We start from the raw sequence: 15,413 nt of genomic DNA, 5'->3' as shown, positions 1-15,413 counted from the left end.
TGGTAAGGAGGCGCCTTCAACCGGTCCAGTTCTACATTTCTGGAGCCGACCGGCGTTCCAGCACCGCGACCGGGATCGTGCGAGCCGTCTGGTGCCGGCGGTCGCCGTACCCCGGCTGTTCGCGCACCCCCTGCTCGAACAGCCGGTCACGCCGGGCGCCCTCCGCCGGGGGCGCGATCACCGAGAAGACCGTCACCGGCTCACCACCTTCCAGTGCCACGGGCGAGAAACGCTCTCGCCGCGAATCGCAGCCAGCCGTACGCCCCCCCCGGATAGCCGGGCAGTCCAGATCGGCGTGGTAGAGCGCCCGGGCATGTGCTGATTCCTACGGCTCATCGCAAGGCGCCTGTCAATCGAAGGTCGCCGTCGCCTGGTCAAGCGCTCCCCTGCGTCGACCTCACAGTCGTTACGCAACACGAGGTTGCGGATCGTTGACGCGACCACTAGATTCATGCGCAACCGATGGTTGCTTATTGGAGGCCCGTGGTGGAGTTCGGAAAGTTGGAGCGCGAGATCCGCATCGACGCGACGCCGGAGATCGTGTTCGATGTGGTGAGTCGTCCTGAGCACATCAAGATGTGGTGGCCCGATGACGCGTCGTTTGAGCCTGCGCCAGGCGCGGTCGGCGAACTGGCGTGGGGCGACCGCGCCGTGGTCGAATCGATCACGGTGGTCGACGTGGATCCGCCCCGCAAGTTCGCGATCCGCTGGATCGCCCCTGACGGCCAGCTGCCCGATGCGGACAACTCCCTCCTGATCACCTTCGAGCTCGAGCCCTCCGGTGACGGCACGATTCTGCACCTGACCGAGAGCGGCTGGCGGGAGAAGGGCTGGGAGGCCGCTGTGCTCGAGGAGGCCTTCCACGACCACGAGCGCGGCTGGGACATGTTCCTGCCCAGACTGCAGAGCTACGCCCCTTCCGTGGTGGCGCGATGACCGTCGCCGTCGACGACGAACTCTGGTCGGCGGTCGGCGACCCGATCAGGCGCCGCCTGCTCGACCTGCTGCTCGCGGAAGGAGTCGGTACGCCGACCAGCCTGAGCGATCATCTCCCGATCTCGCGCCAAGCAGTCACCAAACACCTGGGCGTCCTCGATCGCGCAGGCCTCGTGCACGCGACACCGATGGGCCGCGAGCGGCGCTACAAAGTTGACGAGGCGCAGCTCGCCCGCGCCGTCCGGCAACTGAATGAAGTCGGCAAGACCTGGGATGCGCGGCTGAACCGCATCAAGCGCATCGCAGAACAGATCCAGCGTCAGAAACACGACTGACCAACAGATCAACGCAGGCATCGCGCCGGGCTCGTATGCCGGTGGCGTGGCGATCGGCACCTTCGCCGCCTCGTCCGCGGCGATCACCGGCCTGATCATCGCGGTGATCTTCATCGCGGTGATCTTCATCCCGGCCACCTGGGCCGCCGGCTTCCCGAAGCCTCCGGCGATTGCGGCGCGACGGAACTCGCAGCGGCGACGGTGTGACCATCGAGCCCGCGTAATCATTCGGAAGAATCAATCCCCCTTGAAGGACACATATGAGTGGATTGCTGCTTGGCGATAAGAACGCTGTGATCTACGGAGGCGGGGGTGCCATCGGCGGCGCAGTCGCACGGGTATTCGCCCGGGAAGGCGCGAGGGTGTTCATCGCCGGGCGGACACAGGAGAAGCTCGACGCCGTGGCGCGTGATATCGCCGCCACGGGCGGAACAGTCGAGACCTCGCAAGTCGACGTTCTCGATCAACAGGCGGTCGAAAAGCACGCCGACACGATCGCGGCGACGGCCGGCGGCATCGACATCGCCCTCAACGCCGTGAGTGTCATGCACGACCAGGGGACTTCGCTGGCGGACCTCTCGCTGGAGGAGTTCATGCGGCCGATCGACGGCTTTCTACGGACGCTGTTCATCACGAGCAAGGCTGTGGCACGGCACATGGGTCGCGAGCGTCCCGGCGTCATTCTGACTTTGTCCGAGCCGGGTTCCAAACTGGCTGTAGGCGGCATCTTGGGGCACAGCGTGAGCGCGGCCGGCAAGGAGGCCTTTTCCCGGGTTCTGGCCGCGGAGCTGGCGCCCGGCAACATCCGGGTGATCGGCATCCGTCCACACGCTGTCGTCGATGCGCCGGCAGCGGGTTCCTACACCAAGGACCTCTTCAAGCAAACCGCGGCAGCGGCCGAACAGTCGGTCCAGGAATTGCTCGAAGGCGGAGGGATGGCGCAGGGGACGCTTCTGAAGAGGCTGCCCACGCTCTCCGAAATCGCGGAGACGGCCGCGTTCCTGGCTTCAGATCGAGCTGGAGCCATGACCGGAACAATCGCCAATCTGACCGCCGGCGCACTTGTCGACTGAGACCGCCATGTCCGATCAGGCCGACAGGGCCAAGCTGCTTCGCTCCCCGCACATCCCGGGCGCTCCGCTGGTGCCGCCGAACGCCTGGGACGTGGGCAGCGCCCGCGCCGTCGTCGACGCAGGCTTCCCGGTGGTCGCGACCGCGAGCAACGCGATCGCCGCCGCTCTGGGCCACGACGACGGTGAGGGTGCCACGAGCGAGCCCTGTCGCGCCGAGGTCCGACAACCGCAGTGCCGGCGCCTATAGCCAAGTGGTGATGCCGATGGGGCGCCACCGCGGGTACTGGACACCGGGGTCAGAGGGTGGTGGACGGTAACCGAAGTGAGTCCGCGGGCGGGGACGTTGCTGTCACCGCTCTGCCGGAGCCTGCCAGATCGTTCCGGTCTATAGGACCATGTCCTCATGCCAGTGACCGTGTTTGCAGGCGTGACGAAGGACAAAGATCGTGGCATCACGTCCAAGGGAGGGCTGTACGAGTTCTGGACCGAGGAGGACGCCCACGTCTACCTTCACGACACCTACTTCAGGCGCCTGACCTACGAGCCCGGCAGACCGCCGACGTTGGAGTTGGAGTTCATCTACCACCCGCAGTGGACTCCACCCGAACTGTCGAAGACGCCTGTCGTGGTCTTCCGGTTCGAGGACGTCCGCCTCGACGAGTGGCACGAGGACCAAGAGGGCCATGACTGCGTGGCCGCCGACCCTGATGCTCCACCGGGGCAGGTCGGGCAGTTCGACTGGGACGGCACCGACCTGTTCACGCTGGAGACCTTCACGTTGCGTCTGGTCTTCTGTGCGCCGCGAGTAGTGGTCACCGTGCGCGCGTAGTAGACCGAGGAGCCCAACACAGCCTTCCCGCTCGAATCTCAGCCCCTCCATTACGAGTCAACGGCAGGTGCCAGATCAGAGGGCTCACACCCACGAGCCGCGTAGGTTACGGCCACAAGCCGACTGTCCGGAAAATCCTGGGCGCCCCAGTCCTAACAGAATGATTCGCGACCTTAGGAGTCGATCTCCCAGAAGAGTGCGCCTGTCTCTTCGGCGTGGCCCCCGACTCCCCGCTGCGCTGGATCATGCCCGCCGTCTACTTCGTCGCCGCGGGACTCGGCGTCACATGGGGACTCGCCCTGCGGGCCAACCGGCCGAGGGTATACGCGAACATCGGGCGAGGCGCCCAGGCGGCCGTGGGAGGGACCGAATGACAGAGATCATTCGCGTTCAGAACACTCCCGGGGCCGCCGAGACCATCGGCGCGATCATCGCCACCTCCTTCCAGGAGCAGGAGATCTCGGCCTGGATGATCCCACCGGACGACGACCGCCGCCGGGTGATGCCCCCCTCTTCTCCATGATCACCGAGAGCGCCCTCATCCACGGCGAGGTCCACGCGACGACCGACATGTCCGCCGTGGCCGTATGGTTCCACAAAGGCACCGACCCGCTCCCCGAGATCCCCGACCGGAGGGTCGTCGTCAATAGAACCAAGAATGCCCCGGCCGTGATCGGCTCGGGGCATCTCTGCGCTGGTCAGGCCCGGCTCCAAGCCACGGTCGACCCGGTCCTGCCGCCGCCAGGTGTAGATCGTCTGGCTGCTGATGTCCAGGTCACGAGCCACATCGGCGACCTTGCGGCCCGCCTCGATCAGATCCAGTACCTTGCGCCGGAACTCTGCCGGGTAGCCCTGACGTCCCATGCCACTCTCCTTTCAACGAGTGGCACAAGAATCCAGTAATCCATCTCTACTCAACCCGGGGCATACCACCGGCTCTTGGGAGAGGTACTCCCCGGCGACGCCGGTGTGCGGCACGAACAGGATGTCTTGCAGGGCCAGGCGGTCATCCAGCCGTTTCCGCCCTGGCCAGCGGGCTCTTCGCTGGTCTTCGGGCAGCAGCGGTTCGATGACCGCCCTCAGCTCGTCGCTGACCTCCCACGGCTTCGGCCCGTACCAACCGGCTCGCCCCTCCCCCTGTTGTTACAGTGCGAGATTACCGATAAGGACGGAAGATGCCTGGTCGTTCAGTCGGCCGAGCGACGAGCGCCTACTCGTTCGGCATGTAACCGATCTGGGCGGAAGAGGTCCGGTCGTTCATCCTGCCAAGCGACGAGGCCTTGTTAATCCGCTGGGTGTAGGAGCCGCCGAAGTAGGTGTGCTCGTAGAGCAGGCCCCGGCAGCCCTCATGGCCTTCGAATGAGGAGATCCTGTCGTTCCATCCGTATGCCAGCTCCGCGTATTTGTAAAGGTCTCCGTATTTCCGGCAGCCCCCCTTGCTCACAAAAACCATGCTGGAGCCCTGGTAGTTCTCGTGCTCCCATACGGTAGCGACACGGAACGGGTATTCGTCCGCCAGTGCACTCGCTTGCTTGTTGGCCCGGCTGGCAGCTTCGATACGGCGGTTGAGGTCGGCGCGGTCGGCGCCGGTCATGGTGGCGGGGTCAGGAGCGTCGGTGACCTTCCCTCCGGTGACCTCGGCGATGGCCTCGGCGTAAGTGCGGTAGCAGGTCGCGTTGACGGGGCGCTCGCTGGTGCTCGGGCGGATCACGCAGTGCTGCTCGCCCTGCGGGGTCTTCCCGAAGCCGCTGGCTGAGGCGGAAGAGGAGTCAGAAGGCGAGGGGGAGGCGGAGGGGGACGGGGCGGCGCCCGCGGCGGGCGCGAGGGCCAGGCCGAAGGCCACGACCGTGGAGACCACGGCGGCGGACAGAACGAGGGAACGCATTGGTCGATCACCTTCCGAAACAGCGATGAGACGGTGCGGGGCCTGTTGCCTCCGGCACCGCGCACAGGCTGTCATCGAGATCACCTGATGATCAACATCTAGAAATCGACACTGGAGTGAACGAGAGGAGGATCTTCCGCTACGGGGATAAGCCGGTCACACGGCAAGACAGCTACCGTTTCTACGCGTACTTCCTCTGAGCTTCGCAGATAACAGCGTGTTGAGCGCCCCTCTCCGAGGGACGGAGGCGTCCTGCTGTCCGCCTGCTCTACCTGGCCGCACAACGCGAGAGCGCTCCCCGCCCGATGGACACATCCCCCGCGCACGCGAGGAGCAGTCGTCCACGCCCTCGCCCGTGCAACCTGAAGGGACCATCCCCGCCCCCACGGGGAGCAGTGCGGTGATGAGGTGATCCAGGCGCCGTATTCGGGACTGTTCCCGCACACGCGGAGAACACTTGCTGACCGGCATAGCAGGCCTGGGGGTTGCGTCCACGGGAGATCAAAAAAGCCCCGAACGATGATCGCTCGGGGCATCTCTACTGCTCAGTTGTTGTGGTCAGGGGCAGGGTCGAACTGCCGACCTTCCGCTTTTCAGGCGGACCAATCACCCTGCTTGGGTACCAGAGACCGTGGTCAGAGGGGTGTGGAGGGTGGCCCGAGTGTGCTCGTGAGTGGGGATGTCGCTGTACCGCGCTGCTGGACCGGCCTTCCCCGCAAGCCGCGACGCGGCCTCTTGGTCAGCACTCACTGCGCAGGATCTCCACCGCCTGGAGCACGTCCGTGACGACCTGGTCCGCCTCCGGCCAGGTGAAGATCGCCCCCGAAGCTCCAGGCGGCCACACTTCCCGTGTCGAAGACGAACTCCGCCTCCATGCACTGATTGAAAGCCTCGGCGTCGAATCGCTCGATCACCCGCACAAGCCGTTCACCGACGTGACGCACGAACGGAACCTCGTCAGGAGCCGGGACGACGTCGACACGGCTGCCGAGCTCCGGCATCGTGTAACTCTCCTCGGGCTCGTCCGGTGTGATCCGCAGCGTCCAATCGGCTGCGACACACACCATGACGGTCACCGACTCCAGATGAAGCCAGACATCGACCAGCTCCGGGTCATCGGATCCATGGGTGAACAGGGCCGCGGTGACCGCGACCAGGCGCTGATGCTCCACACGGGAAAGATCCGCCATCCCGCTACTCCCTGAACCGATTCGAGCCGGCTTCCGCAATCTATAAATGATCGACTACCGCCGCCTTGACCTCCCTGCCGATCTTCGCGGCGGAGCCGGCGACGGGCCAGGTCGTGTCTTCCTGGTGTCGCTCCCCTGCTCCCGCTGGACACCTGGTACGGGGAACGAGCGGTAGCCGTTTTTTGAAAGGAACAGATGCTTTCTCGATGACTATGAAATCGGCACTGCCGGATACGCGAGCCCCTTCGCTTAATCACGTGGCGAAACAGGGGACGTAGTTCGCGGCGGGAATGGAGCGCGGGCGGACCGAGTAGTTCCAGGCAAGGACATAGTAGCAGCGAGTAATCGATTGTTCACGGTATCGAAACATGGCCCAATGCCGCCTCGACGATCCGGATCGCCTCGGTGGGGTCGATGCCGACACTGGCGATGACCGCCGCGTAGTCGCGGGCGGCTCGGCGGGCCTGCTCGAGGGCGTGCTCGCCTGCGGTCGAAACGAACGAGCCGGCCCGCCCGCGAGTCTCGATCAGCCCGGCCTCCTCCAGCTCCCGGTACGCCCGACCGACGGTGTTCACGGCGAGGCCGAGGTCGGCCGCGAACCGGCGGATCGTCGGCAGTCTCGTGCCAACGGCCAGCGAGCGGTCCTGGATCTGCCTCGCGAGCTGGGCCCGGAGCTGCTCGTACGGCGGCGTCGGCGAGGCCGCGTCAATGACGATCATCGGGTGACCATGGCTCGCCGTGCCGCCGTCCCGGCACCCGTGGCCCTGATCCGGATCAGGCAGAACGCGATGGTGCCCGCCACCACGAGCGCCAGCGAGGCCGCGTTCCACCAGCCGCTCGATTCCCCGTACAGGAAGATGGCCGGCAGCGACCACACCAGGCTGGGTGTGACGAGGGCGCGGGCGTCCTCGACCCGCATGATGACATCGGCCGTGAGCGACGTCTCATCCTCCGCCACGGCCGGGCTCGCCAGCACCTGGCGCAGCTGCATGATGACACCGGCGCCGACCCCGGCGAGGCTGATCAGCACGACGATCGCCCCGTACCGCGCGCCGGAGTCCGAAACCGGCAGCACGCTCACCGTGAGCAGCAGGGCGCCGGTGAAGGTGGCGACCGTGAAGACGGCATGCGGCCGGCCCAGCACCGCCGGCCAGCCGAGCTCGACGAGGTGGGCCACCCGCCGGGACAGTTGCGCGCCGGCCTGCCGGTCGACGCGCCGCACCCACCAGCCGAGCAGCCACTGCGCCACCAGCAACCCGGCCACCAACGCCGTCAGCACCAGCAGCGGCAGCCAGGAGGACGTGACGTCGGTGGACCGCACCGACACGCGTGTGAGTGCCACGCCGAGTATGAACACGCCCAGCAGGAGGCTGTCGGCGACCTTGGCACGCCGCCGCACCGCCAGCCGCGCCGCGAGCAGCGGGGTCGGCTCGGCGTCGGCCAAGCCATGCCGGGCCAGCCACAGCCCAGCCTCCGTGTGATCTGTCTGGCGCATGCCACCACCTCCGAATGTCGCAAGCTTTGTCTCAATAAGATGAGTCATAGCATGCGACAATGTCAATCCCCGGTCGGACGCTGTCACAGTGGCCGGACAGACCCGATGGGCGTGCGACATGCCACGCCTGGCCGGGAATGGTTGGTCGGGGGCCACGCGACCACGGTGTCCCGGACGAGTTGCCGCGATGGGCTGCCGCGGAAGTCCTCATCGACCTTCTGAGCCGGGTTCGCCCTGACCATCGGTTTGTCGGCCACCATGGTCCGGTCGTTCAGGGCGGCCGATGTCGTCCGAGCCGCCGCCGGCGGCATCCGCGGAATGCTGGAGGGGGTGGCCGTCTGCAGGGCCTGGCGCATTCCAGGGATCGTCGCAACGCGGCGGGGGCCTCTGACCTGGAGCCGCCTTGGGGAATCGAACCCCAGCCCTTTTCATTACGAGTCAACGGCGGGTGCCAGTTCGGGAGGCTCATGCGCTGGTCAGGTGGTGGATGCGGTTCGGTGGGATGTGATCACGTAAGACGGTGTTGCTGTATGCCGCTGCTGTACACCACCTCCGTGGACATGCCCGGAAGCTGAGCCATCACCTGGCGTAGCTCCGCGACCCGGCTCCCCAGCTCAGAAAACCCATGAACCATTCGAGGCCCGAGTGGTCTCCCGCACATGCTCGTCGGCATCGTCGTAGCCGACGTGAGCGTCGTCCCACCACTGGTTGAGCAGCTCATTGTTCGCCTCCACGTAGGAGACGGGAACTCGGCATGGGCACCGCAAGTACGGCAATTAATCTTGACCATTTCTCCATCGCACAGCATTCAGAGCAAAGATTACAAACAATGTACTAACTACCTTATCTATGATGTAGATCACATTTTTGCGTACGAAAACCGCGCCTTCACCGAGGGGAAAGCGGGCGGCCGCACCACACACCACCGATTCGCCGCCGAAGCCGAGCGCGACACCCTGACCGAGCTCGCCGCGGACTGCCCGAACGTGCCCACCCCCAGCCCGACCGACGACACCAACCGCTGACGTCGACACCAGCGCCCCCGCCCTGATAACGGCGGGGGCGTCCTGCTGTCCGCTCACCGGTCGGGCGGGGGTGGGCGGACAGCACATCCACGCTGGATTTTCCGACGACTGGTTCTGGCTGTCGGAAGCAAGCTTCCCGACAGCCAGAACTGCCGTGAGCAGGACCGCCGTTCTACATTGCCCCTGGTGAGGCGAGTCTTACCGACGCCCCGTGTCGTCGGTGAGACACCTCTTGACGCCGATCTCCGGGCAAGTATCTTTTGTTTAGGAAACTTTCCTAAACAAGGTTCGTGCGATCGACTTTCGAGAATAACCGGAGGAAGTGCACGTGAAATCCAGGAAACGAGCAGCAGCCCTCTCCACCGCCGCCCTTCTCTCCGTCGGCCTGCTGCTAATCACCGCCGCACCGGCCCACGCCATCCCCGACACCTGCACTGTGGACATGCGGGGCGGCTACGGCGCTAGCACCTGCACCACTGGCACCGGAGAACAGCGCATCAGCATCGCCTACATCGACCGCCTGAACCAGCGACAGCTGGTGGTGGGCAACTGGGCGCCGGTGGGCGGCACATCCTCCGCCTACTTCAATGGGTCCCTCCACCTCTGGTGGGTGGACAAGCGCGGCTAAGCTTCGCTTTTAACCTGGTAGCGGGTGGTTCTCGACGTGGGACGACCACCGCGCGATGCTCCGAGTACGACCAAGTGCCCGGAGGTGTGCGGTGGCCGTCGTTACGAGTCTGCTCTCGCCAAACTCATCCCGCCAAGCCCTGACCAGCTTGACGTCCTTCCAGCAGAAACTGATGAACTGTTTCACCCGTCGTCCGGACGCGCTGTTCGAACTCACCGACGCCATCCTGGCCACCGGACCGGTACCTTCGCTGCCGCACCTATCGCTAGACCCCCTGCACCGGCGCGGCCACGGCAGCGTATACGCCGCACTCGCCAAAGGACACATCAACACCGACGCTCTTCGCGATCTGCTGGCCACACAGGTAGGTCAGCAGCCCGCGGTGTTCGCAGCCGATGTCAGCTGCTGGGCGCGCAACGATGCCGAATGCTCACCCGGCCGGGGGTTCTACTACCACCCCGCCCGACACTCGGCAGGCAAACCGATCATCGCCGGATGGGCGTTCTCCTGGCTGGCCAGCCTGAAACTGACGACCGACTCCTGGACCGCCCCGCTGGATGTGATGCGCCTGCCGCCCGGCACCAACATCAACGAAGTCGCGGCCGTCCAGATCCTGCGCCTGCTGCCGCGCCTGCCCGAGACCGGCGATCAGGTGCCGCTGTTCGTCTTCGACGGCGGCTACGACGCGGTCCGGCTGGTCCTTGCCCTGCAGTGCGCACCGGCGCAAATACTGGTGCGGATCCGCTCTGATCGCTGTTTCTACGCCGATCCACCGCCCGCCAGACCAGATGCCCTCGGACGACCGCGCCGCCACGGCACCAAGTTCGTATGCGGTGATGAGAGTACCTGGCCGACTCCGAGCACCACCTTGTCCACGACGGACGCGCAGTACGGCACGATCACCGTGTGCGCCTGGAGTGACCTGCACGCCAAGACCCAGCAGCACGCCGGGCACGGCAGCCGTGGCCCGCGCCCGATCGTGCCCGGCACCGTAATCCGGCTCACCGTGACCGCGCTGCCCGGCCGTACCCGCACGCCCACGACCCTGTGGCTGTGGTGGCACAGTCCCACTGGCTGCCCGCCGGATCTGGACCTGCTGTGGCGCTCTTATGTGCGGCGGTTCGACCTCGAGCACACCTTCCGCTTTTGCAAGCAGACCTTGAACTGGACCGTGCCCCGGCCCCGTACTCCTGAACAAGCCGACCGGTGGACCTGGCTCATCCTCGCCGCCTACACCCAGCTGTGCCTGGCCCGCGCCCTTGTCACCGACCTGCGCCTGCCCTGGGAGAAACCACTGCCTATCTGCCGGTTGACCCCCGGGCGGGTACGGCGCGCATTTTGTTCCGTTCGCGCGAAGGTCGGTACTCCTGCCAGCGCACCACAACCCTGTGGACACTCTCCAGGCCGCCCACGCGGCAGTAACCGTGGCCCCGCTCCCCGTCACCCAGCTATCAAAACGACCAACCAGACAGCCTGACACTCGTCGCCGGGTTAAAAGCGAAGCTAAGAACTACTAACGCAATGAGTTGAGACGGCGCCAGCAGATCAAGGCGCAACCGAGGCCGAGGAAGTCCTCGTGGATGTCGTCGCGAACTTCCCAGCGGAGGCGCAGGCGCCGGAACCAGTGCGAGGCGGATCACGTGCATCTCCTGGAGGCAACCCGCATCGAACGCCGTCGGCCCCCCTCGCCAGGACGCCGGCCGTTTGCGGGGGGACCAGAATGCACATACGGCGCGGCCGATTACAAGACGAAAGCGGCCCCGATCCTCTTGGAGGACCGGGGCCGCGCTGCATCCGAGGCGGGTCTACGGCAGAGGCCGGAGCCCGGTGCGGCGGCCCGGGTTTGATTTCAGCCTGGACCGCCACACTGGTGTCACCTCAAAAGAGCGAGCACTCTCCGCAAGTTCAATACTACACAGAGTTATGTGACGATGGGGTGTCGGTAACTCCTACACAAAGGAGCATCATGAACACCACGAGCACCATGCCGCCCCAGTCCGCCCCCGTCAAGCGCACCATCACCGGAACCGCCGTAAGCAACAGCTCCGGCGTCGTCCCGTCAGGATTGCTCGATGAACTCGGGAAGATCGCCTCCCCCTTTTGGGGACGCCGATAGTGCCAACTAGCTGCACGCTGTGAACTGGCCCCGTCGTCCTTCGGGAGGAGCACCATGAACACCTCGCGCACCATGCCGCACCAGTCCGCACCGGTCGAGCGCACCATCACCGGAACCGCCGCCAGCGCCACCGTGGGTGTCGTCCCGTCATTCCTCACGTTCAAACCTCTTGTCTCGGGCTTCCCCTTCGCGGGTGACGACGACAACTAGCCGCACGCCGTGAAGTGGCCCCGCCGCTCTTCGGAGTGGCGGGGCTCCAGACCAAAGACACATCCGGCTACGGCAGGGGCCGCGCCGCCTCGACGGCCCGGACCGTTCGTGCGTCCTGGTAGACGGGCTGCTTGCTCGACCACAGCAGGAGCTGGCCGAGCCATCGTTACTGACGCTCCCTTCACCAGGCACCACGTAGTAGACGACCTGAACCACGAAGGCCATGGCGCCGGAGGTCGCCACCGCAGCCTGCTCGGACCGCTATTTGGTGGCAAGTGAATCCATATTGCGGGGCGCCAGGCCCGAGAAGCGGAAGCCGGCCACTCAGCAGCTAAAAGAGCACCTCATTAGGAGTGCGGAGGCCGTACAGCCAACGCACGTGGCGTGAGCTGTGCGAACGTCCTGCGCACCCTACACCGACTGCAAGATCATCCCGCACGTGTCCCAGTTGAGCCTGACACAGAGGACACTCGCCAGACTCAGGGCCGGAAACGACGCACGGCATGACTGCCTGCTTGCAAACGGGCGACGATCATGAACTAGAGGGCTTCTTACTTGTTCGGACATGTGACGGCGGTCGTCGGTGTGCAGTGTTGGGAGGCTCTGTTGCTGTACAAACGCTGCCACCACATCAACTACAGCCGAGTCGGCTGCGCTCTTGATCACAGTGATTCTCCCAGTACACAAGCCCAATCATGCCGTAGATGCGGCCCGCCCTAGCAAAAGCGACGCAGGCCAGTGCAGAGTCTCCTCGGCTTTCCGCCATGCGAGCTTCACTCAGTGAAATGTTGGCCTGGCCGAGCCGGTCCCCGATCTCCTCACACAGGGCGCGGGCCTGCCGGTAGGCCTCGGCGGCCTCGCCGTACTCACCCCGCATCCGGGCCACATCCCCCAAGCCGATCATCGCGTGGGCCTGGCCGAACCGGTCCCCGATCTCCTCATACAGGGCGCGGGCCTGCCGGTAGGCCTCGGCGGCCTCGCCGTACTCACCCCGTATCCGAGCCACACCCCCCAAGCCCCTCATCGCGTGGGCCTGGCCGAGCCGGTCCCCGATCTCCTCATACAGGGCGCGGGCCTGCCGGTAGGCCTCGGCGGCCTCGCCGTACTCACCCCACGTCGCGGCCACATCCCCCAAGCCGATCATCGCGTGGGCCTGGCCGAGCCGGTCCCCGATCTCCTCATACAGGGCGCGGGCCTGCCGGTAGGCCTCGGCGGCCTCGGCGGCCTCGCCCCGTATCCGAGCCACACCCCCCAAGCCGATCATCGCGTCGGCCTGGCCGAGCCGGTCCCCGATCTCCTCATACAGGGCGCGGGCCTGCCGGTAGGCCTCGCTGGCCTCGCCGTACTCACCCCACGTCGCGGCCACACCCCCCAAGCCCCTCATCGCGTGGGCCTGGCCGAGCCGGTCCCCGATCTCCTCATACAGGGCGCGGGCCTGCCGGTAGGCCTCGCTGGCCTCGCCGTACTCACCCCGCGTCGCGGCCACATCCCCCAAGCCGATCATCGCGTCGGCCTGGCCGAGCCGGTCTCCTCCTCGATGACAATGGTCAGCGGTTTCAGTGCGCAAGGCGTAGGCCTGATCTGGCCGGTTATCCATCAACAACCACCAGGCGACTATCCGAGACAGCCGAACCGCGGAGGGCAAGTTGGATGCCAGTGCAAAGTGGGCCACGTTGCGAAGCTCTGCCGTTGCGGCCGTCAGCCAATCATGGGCCTGTTTGGGGCTGCCTAACGCCGGGCCAGGATAGGAGTCTCCGCGCGTCTCGGCACGCCCAAGAAGTTCATCAGTCGCCAGATCGACTGTAGTGAACAGGTAAGCACACAACCGCTCGTGCCCGTCGGCGACCGTTACATCGGAATCGTCATGGGAGGCCCGCTCTTGGGTGTAGCCCAGAAACAGGTCGTGGAAGGCATAGCGGCGACCGGGCAAGCGCAGCAGCATGCTGCGTTTAGCCAGTCCGGCCAGGGCCAGCGCGGCGACCGCTGGAGCGCACTCGGTCAACGCGGCCAGCGAATAGGCGTCGAAGTCGGGGCCTGGATGCCAGGCGCAAGCTCGCAGCATCGCTTGCTCAGCCGTGTTCGCCGCGAAGTAGGAGACGTTGAACGCGGCGGCGACGGCGCGCTCTCCCGTGGGGACGTGGAGCAGTGGGCGGGCCGCAGACCGCATCGCCTCTATCACCTCGGCGTCGGACACCTCGGCCAGCAACGCACCCACCGGGCGAAGCGCTAGCGGCAGATAGCCGCACAAGCGGGCCAGCTCTCCCCTGAGTTCATCATCAGCGGAAACCGTTCGTCCCGATAGACGGTCAAGCAAGGTGAGCGCGTCCGCGACTGGAAGGGTGTCCAGGCGAACTCGGGTCGCACTGTCTAGATCGTCTAGCTCGTTGCGGCTGGTGATCAACACGAGGCACTGTGACGCCGCTCCGGGCAGCAGCGGGCGAACCTGCGCGGCGTCACGGGCGTTGTCCAGCACCAACAGCACATCGCGCCCAGCCAGCCAGGATCGCCACAGTTGTGATTTACCCGGCAAGCTCACCGGAAGATCAGCAGCCTGGAACCCGGCCAGACTCAGCAGCTCGGCCAGCACATCGGCTGGATCGCGAGGCTCCTCGCCCGGAGTGAACCCATACAGGTCCACCTCTAACCGGGCATCGGGAAACTCTCCGGTCAGCCGGGCCGCCACCGCCCGCGCCAACGCGGTCTTTCCCACCCCGGCCATTCCTTGTAACGCCGTCACCACCAGCGGGCAGCCCGCTTCCCGGGCACCCCGTACCCCGGCCAGCAACGCGTTGATCTCCTGATCGCGGCCCACGAGATCCGGCGGCGGGATCACGGTGAAAAGCGCCGTCGTCGGACGTTCGGCCGCCAGGTGCACGTTCATCGTGCCCTGGCCCAGGTTGAACTGCCTGGAATTCCCCTGGGCCTGGGCCTCGACGTTACCGGTCGGCGGATCGGTCACGCTGAGCACCGAACGAGACGTTCATCGTCCCCTGGCCCAGATTGGCCTGCTGCGCGTTACCGGATGCCTGAGCGTTCACCTGCCCCTGGCCGACCGCCACCTGGTTGCGGGCCTGCTCAACCATCTGAGCCACCTCGGCAGCCAGCTGCGGATCCGCGGCCAGAAGTTTGCGGATCTGAACCCGCAACGCCGCCTGCAGATCGGTGTTGTCCGGATCGTCGGCCAGCTCTGCCACCTCGTCAGGCACAGCATCCTCTTCGGCCTGGATCCCGAAAATCCGCTGCAGGATCCGCCGCCCCCACCCCACCGTGGCATCGGCCGCGTCCTCCTGCGCCCGGGCCAGCACCGCCGCGCCGTACGCACTGACCGCCGCCGTCACATACGGCGACACCTCATGGGCCAGACTCACCAGATCCCCGCTCACGCCTTCAGCTCTCCTCAGACGCTGTGATGCCCCTTCGACGGCATGCCCCTAGCACCCTCGCCATGAGCGACTCTAATCACCAAACCCCAGCCAACACCGGCAAAGCGTCAACTTCGATCTACCCTGCGTCATTCGATGGCAAGGGGCGACGAAGTCGGTTCGCGGCAGTCGATCGCCCCGACCGGCTACGGCCCGCGCCGAAGTGGGCGATCATCACGGCCACCACCACGACAACGTCAGCGAAGAGCTTTGCGCCTTGTAGGGTCTGCCGCCTGGTGATCGCAAGCGCGTGGGCGGCGCCGGCCGCG

The 15,413-nt window shown here is 65.9% G+C and carries 20 protein-coding genes, 1 tRNA gene and 2 pseudogenes; 13 read left to right on the top strand and 10 right to left on the bottom strand.

Annotated elements, in window-relative coordinates; translation table 11 throughout:
- Window positions 1-31: 31 nt before the first annotated feature.
- Window positions 32-196 carry a nitroreductase/quinone reductase family protein gene (locus AB0N02_RS37695; RefSeq protein ID WP_363956956.1) on the bottom strand — a complete coding sequence of 55 codons (165 nt, stop codon included), beginning with the start codon at window positions 194-196 and terminating at the stop codon, window positions 32-34.
- 305 nt (window positions 197-501) lie between these two features.
- On the opposite strand from AB0N02_RS37695, the gene AB0N02_RS37690 reads away from it, so the two are divergent.
- The 8 genes from AB0N02_RS37690 (at window position 502) to AB0N02_RS37655 (ending at window position 3,696) form a co-directional block, all read left to right on the top strand.
- Window positions 502-936, top strand: coding sequence for an SRPBCC domain-containing protein (locus AB0N02_RS37690; RefSeq protein ID WP_363956953.1), 435 nt, complete (start codon window positions 502-504; stop codon window positions 934-936).
- On the top strand, window positions 933-1,271 hold the full coding sequence (locus tag AB0N02_RS37685; RefSeq protein WP_363956950.1) for a helix-turn-helix domain-containing protein: 339 nt from the start codon (window positions 933-935) through the stop codon (window positions 1,269-1,271). Before AB0N02_RS37690 ends, AB0N02_RS37685 begins: the two co-directional genes overlap by 4 nt.
- Before the next feature lie 46 nt (window positions 1,272-1,317).
- Complete coding sequence (locus tag AB0N02_RS37680; RefSeq protein ID WP_363956947.1) at window positions 1,318-1,557, top strand: hypothetical protein; 240 nt, start codon at window positions 1,318-1,320, stop codon at window positions 1,555-1,557.
- Complete coding sequence (locus tag AB0N02_RS37675) at window positions 1,532-2,344, top strand: SDR family oxidoreductase (protein ID WP_363956944.1); 813 nt, start codon at window positions 1,532-1,534, stop codon at window positions 2,342-2,344. Before AB0N02_RS37680 ends, AB0N02_RS37675 begins: the two co-directional genes overlap by 26 nt.
- A 7-nt stretch (window positions 2,345-2,351) precedes the next feature.
- Window positions 2,352-2,591 (top strand): isocitrate lyase/phosphoenolpyruvate mutase family protein, encoded by a 240-nt coding sequence (locus AB0N02_RS37670; protein WP_363956941.1) that lies wholly within the window; start codon window positions 2,352-2,354, stop codon window positions 2,589-2,591.
- Window positions 2,592-2,747: 156 nt separating this feature from the next.
- Window positions 2,748-3,173, top strand: coding sequence for a hypothetical protein (locus AB0N02_RS37665; protein WP_363956938.1), 426 nt, complete (start codon window positions 2,748-2,750; stop codon window positions 3,171-3,173).
- A 215-nt stretch (window positions 3,174-3,388) separates the two neighbouring features.
- Window positions 3,389-3,547: a hypothetical protein gene (locus tag AB0N02_RS37660; protein ID WP_363956935.1), complete on the top strand. Its 159-nt coding sequence runs from the start codon at window positions 3,389-3,391 to the stop codon at window positions 3,545-3,547.
- On the top strand, window positions 3,544-3,696 hold the full coding sequence (locus AB0N02_RS37655; protein ID WP_363957139.1) for a hypothetical protein: 153 nt from the start codon (window positions 3,544-3,546) through the stop codon (window positions 3,694-3,696). The genes AB0N02_RS37660 and AB0N02_RS37655 overlap by 4 nt, the downstream gene beginning before the upstream one ends.
- Before the next feature lie 251 nt (window positions 3,697-3,947).
- Here the strand turns inward: AB0N02_RS37655 and AB0N02_RS37650 are convergent.
- The 6 genes and pseudogenes from AB0N02_RS37650 to AB0N02_RS37625 form a co-directional block, all read right to left on the bottom strand.
- Window positions 3,948-4,037 (bottom strand): annotated as a pseudogene (locus AB0N02_RS37650) (hypothetical protein); the annotation flags it as partial.
- Window positions 4,038-4,383: 346 nt separating this feature from the next.
- Window positions 4,384-5,058: a hypothetical protein gene (locus AB0N02_RS37645; protein WP_363956932.1), complete on the bottom strand. Its 675-nt coding sequence runs from the start codon at window positions 5,056-5,058 to the stop codon at window positions 4,384-4,386.
- Window positions 5,059-5,613: 555 nt separating this feature from the next.
- A tRNA-Phe gene (locus AB0N02_RS37640) sits at window positions 5,614-5,681 on the bottom strand.
- Window positions 5,682-5,804: 123 nt separating this feature from the next.
- Window positions 5,805-6,287, bottom strand: a complete 483-nt coding sequence (locus AB0N02_RS37635) for a hypothetical protein (RefSeq protein WP_363956929.1) — start codon at window positions 6,285-6,287, stop codon at window positions 5,805-5,807.
- Window positions 6,288-6,601: 314 nt separating this feature from the next.
- Entirely contained in the window at window positions 6,602-6,967 is a 366-nt protein-coding gene (locus tag AB0N02_RS37630; protein ID WP_363956926.1) for a GntR family transcriptional regulator, read from the bottom strand.
- Window positions 6,964-7,743, bottom strand: a complete 780-nt coding sequence (locus tag AB0N02_RS37625) for a hypothetical protein (RefSeq protein ID WP_363956923.1) — start codon at window positions 7,741-7,743, stop codon at window positions 6,964-6,966. The genes AB0N02_RS37630 and AB0N02_RS37625 overlap by 4 nt, the downstream gene beginning before the upstream one ends.
- 659 nt (window positions 7,744-8,402) lie before the next feature.
- On the opposite strand from AB0N02_RS37625, the gene AB0N02_RS37620 reads away from it, so the two are divergent.
- From AB0N02_RS37620 to AB0N02_RS37610, 3 genes are all read left to right on the top strand, one after another.
- Entirely contained in the window at window positions 8,403-8,768 is a 366-nt protein-coding gene (locus AB0N02_RS37620) for a hypothetical protein (RefSeq protein ID WP_363956919.1), read from the top strand.
- 328 nt (window positions 8,769-9,096) lie between these two features.
- A complete protein-coding gene (locus AB0N02_RS37615) occupies window positions 9,097-9,396 on the top strand; it encodes a hypothetical protein (RefSeq protein ID WP_363956916.1) in 300 nt (99 codons plus the stop codon).
- Between the two features lie 148 nt (window positions 9,397-9,544).
- Window positions 9,545-10,873: an NF041680 family putative transposase gene (locus tag AB0N02_RS37610; RefSeq protein ID WP_363956913.1), complete on the top strand. Its 1,329-nt coding sequence runs from the start codon at window positions 9,545-9,547 to the stop codon at window positions 10,871-10,873.
- A gap of 36 nt (window positions 10,874-10,909) precedes the next feature.
- Here the strand turns inward: AB0N02_RS37610 and AB0N02_RS37605 are convergent.
- Window positions 10,910-11,023 (bottom strand): annotated as a pseudogene (locus AB0N02_RS37605) (IS5/IS1182 family transposase); the annotation flags it as partial.
- A 339-nt stretch (window positions 11,024-11,362) separates the two neighbouring features.
- Here AB0N02_RS37605 and AB0N02_RS37600 point away from each other — a divergent pair.
- Complete coding sequence (locus AB0N02_RS37600; RefSeq protein WP_363956910.1) at window positions 11,363-11,512, top strand: hypothetical protein; 150 nt, start codon at window positions 11,363-11,365, stop codon at window positions 11,510-11,512.
- 54 nt (window positions 11,513-11,566) lie between these two features.
- Window positions 11,567-11,722: an anacyclamide/piricyclamide family prenylated cyclic peptide gene (locus AB0N02_RS37595; RefSeq protein ID WP_363956907.1), complete on the top strand. Its 156-nt coding sequence runs from the start codon at window positions 11,567-11,569 to the stop codon at window positions 11,720-11,722.
- Between the two features lie 631 nt (window positions 11,723-12,353).
- On the opposite strand, the gene AB0N02_RS37590 is transcribed toward AB0N02_RS37595, so the two are convergent.
- Both AB0N02_RS37590 and AB0N02_RS37585 read right to left on the bottom strand, forming a co-directional pair.
- Window positions 12,354-14,681, bottom strand: a complete 2,328-nt coding sequence (locus AB0N02_RS37590; protein WP_363956904.1) for a tetratricopeptide repeat protein — start codon at window positions 14,679-14,681, stop codon at window positions 12,354-12,356.
- Window positions 14,659-15,105, bottom strand: a complete 447-nt coding sequence (locus AB0N02_RS37585) for a hypothetical protein (RefSeq protein WP_363956901.1) — start codon at window positions 15,103-15,105, stop codon at window positions 14,659-14,661. Before AB0N02_RS37585 ends, AB0N02_RS37590 begins: the two co-directional genes overlap by 23 nt.
- Window positions 15,106-15,413: the final 308 nt, after the last annotated feature.

The organism is Streptosporangium sp. NPDC051022 (genome assembly GCF_040683035.1).
Lineage (GTDB): Bacteria > Actinomycetota > Actinomycetes > Streptosporangiales > Streptosporangiaceae > Streptosporangium.
This window is presented reverse-complemented; position numbering and strand designations above follow the sequence as displayed.

Excerpts from the sequence above, each read along its gene's own strand:
- AB0N02_RS37595 (WP_363956907.1), top strand. The coding sequence starts at position 11,567 with ATGAACACCTCGCGCACCATGCCGCACCAGTCCGCACCGGTCGAGCGC.
- AB0N02_RS37685 (WP_363956950.1), top strand. The coding sequence starts at position 933 with ATGACCGTCGCCGTCGACGACGAACTCTGGTCGGCGGTCGGCGACCCG.
- AB0N02_RS37655 (WP_363957139.1), top strand. The coding sequence starts at position 3,544 with ATGACAGAGATCATTCGCGTTCAGAACACTCCCGGGGCCGCCGAGACC.
- AB0N02_RS37675 (WP_363956944.1), top strand. The coding sequence starts at position 1,532 with ATGAGTGGATTGCTGCTTGGCGATAAGAACGCTGTGATCTACGGAGGC.
- AB0N02_RS37620 (WP_363956919.1), top strand. The coding sequence starts at position 8,403 with ATGCTCGTCGGCATCGTCGTAGCCGACGTGAGCGTCGTCCCACCACTG.
- AB0N02_RS37625 (WP_363956923.1), bottom strand. The coding sequence starts at position 7,743 with ATGCGCCAGACAGATCACACGGAGGCTGGGCTGTGGCTGGCCCGGCAT.
- AB0N02_RS37665 (WP_363956938.1), top strand. The coding sequence starts at position 2,748 with ATGCCAGTGACCGTGTTTGCAGGCGTGACGAAGGACAAAGATCGTGGC.
- AB0N02_RS37600 (WP_363956910.1), top strand. The coding sequence starts at position 11,363 with ATGAACACCACGAGCACCATGCCGCCCCAGTCCGCCCCCGTCAAGCGC.
- AB0N02_RS37630 (WP_363956926.1), bottom strand. The coding sequence starts at position 6,967 with ATGATCGTCATTGACGCGGCCTCGCCGACGCCGCCGTACGAGCAGCTC.
- AB0N02_RS37645 (WP_363956932.1), bottom strand. The coding sequence starts at position 5,058 with ATGCGTTCCCTCGTTCTGTCCGCCGCCGTGGTCTCCACGGTCGTGGCC.
- AB0N02_RS37670 (WP_363956941.1), top strand. The coding sequence starts at position 2,352 with ATGTCCGATCAGGCCGACAGGGCCAAGCTGCTTCGCTCCCCGCACATC.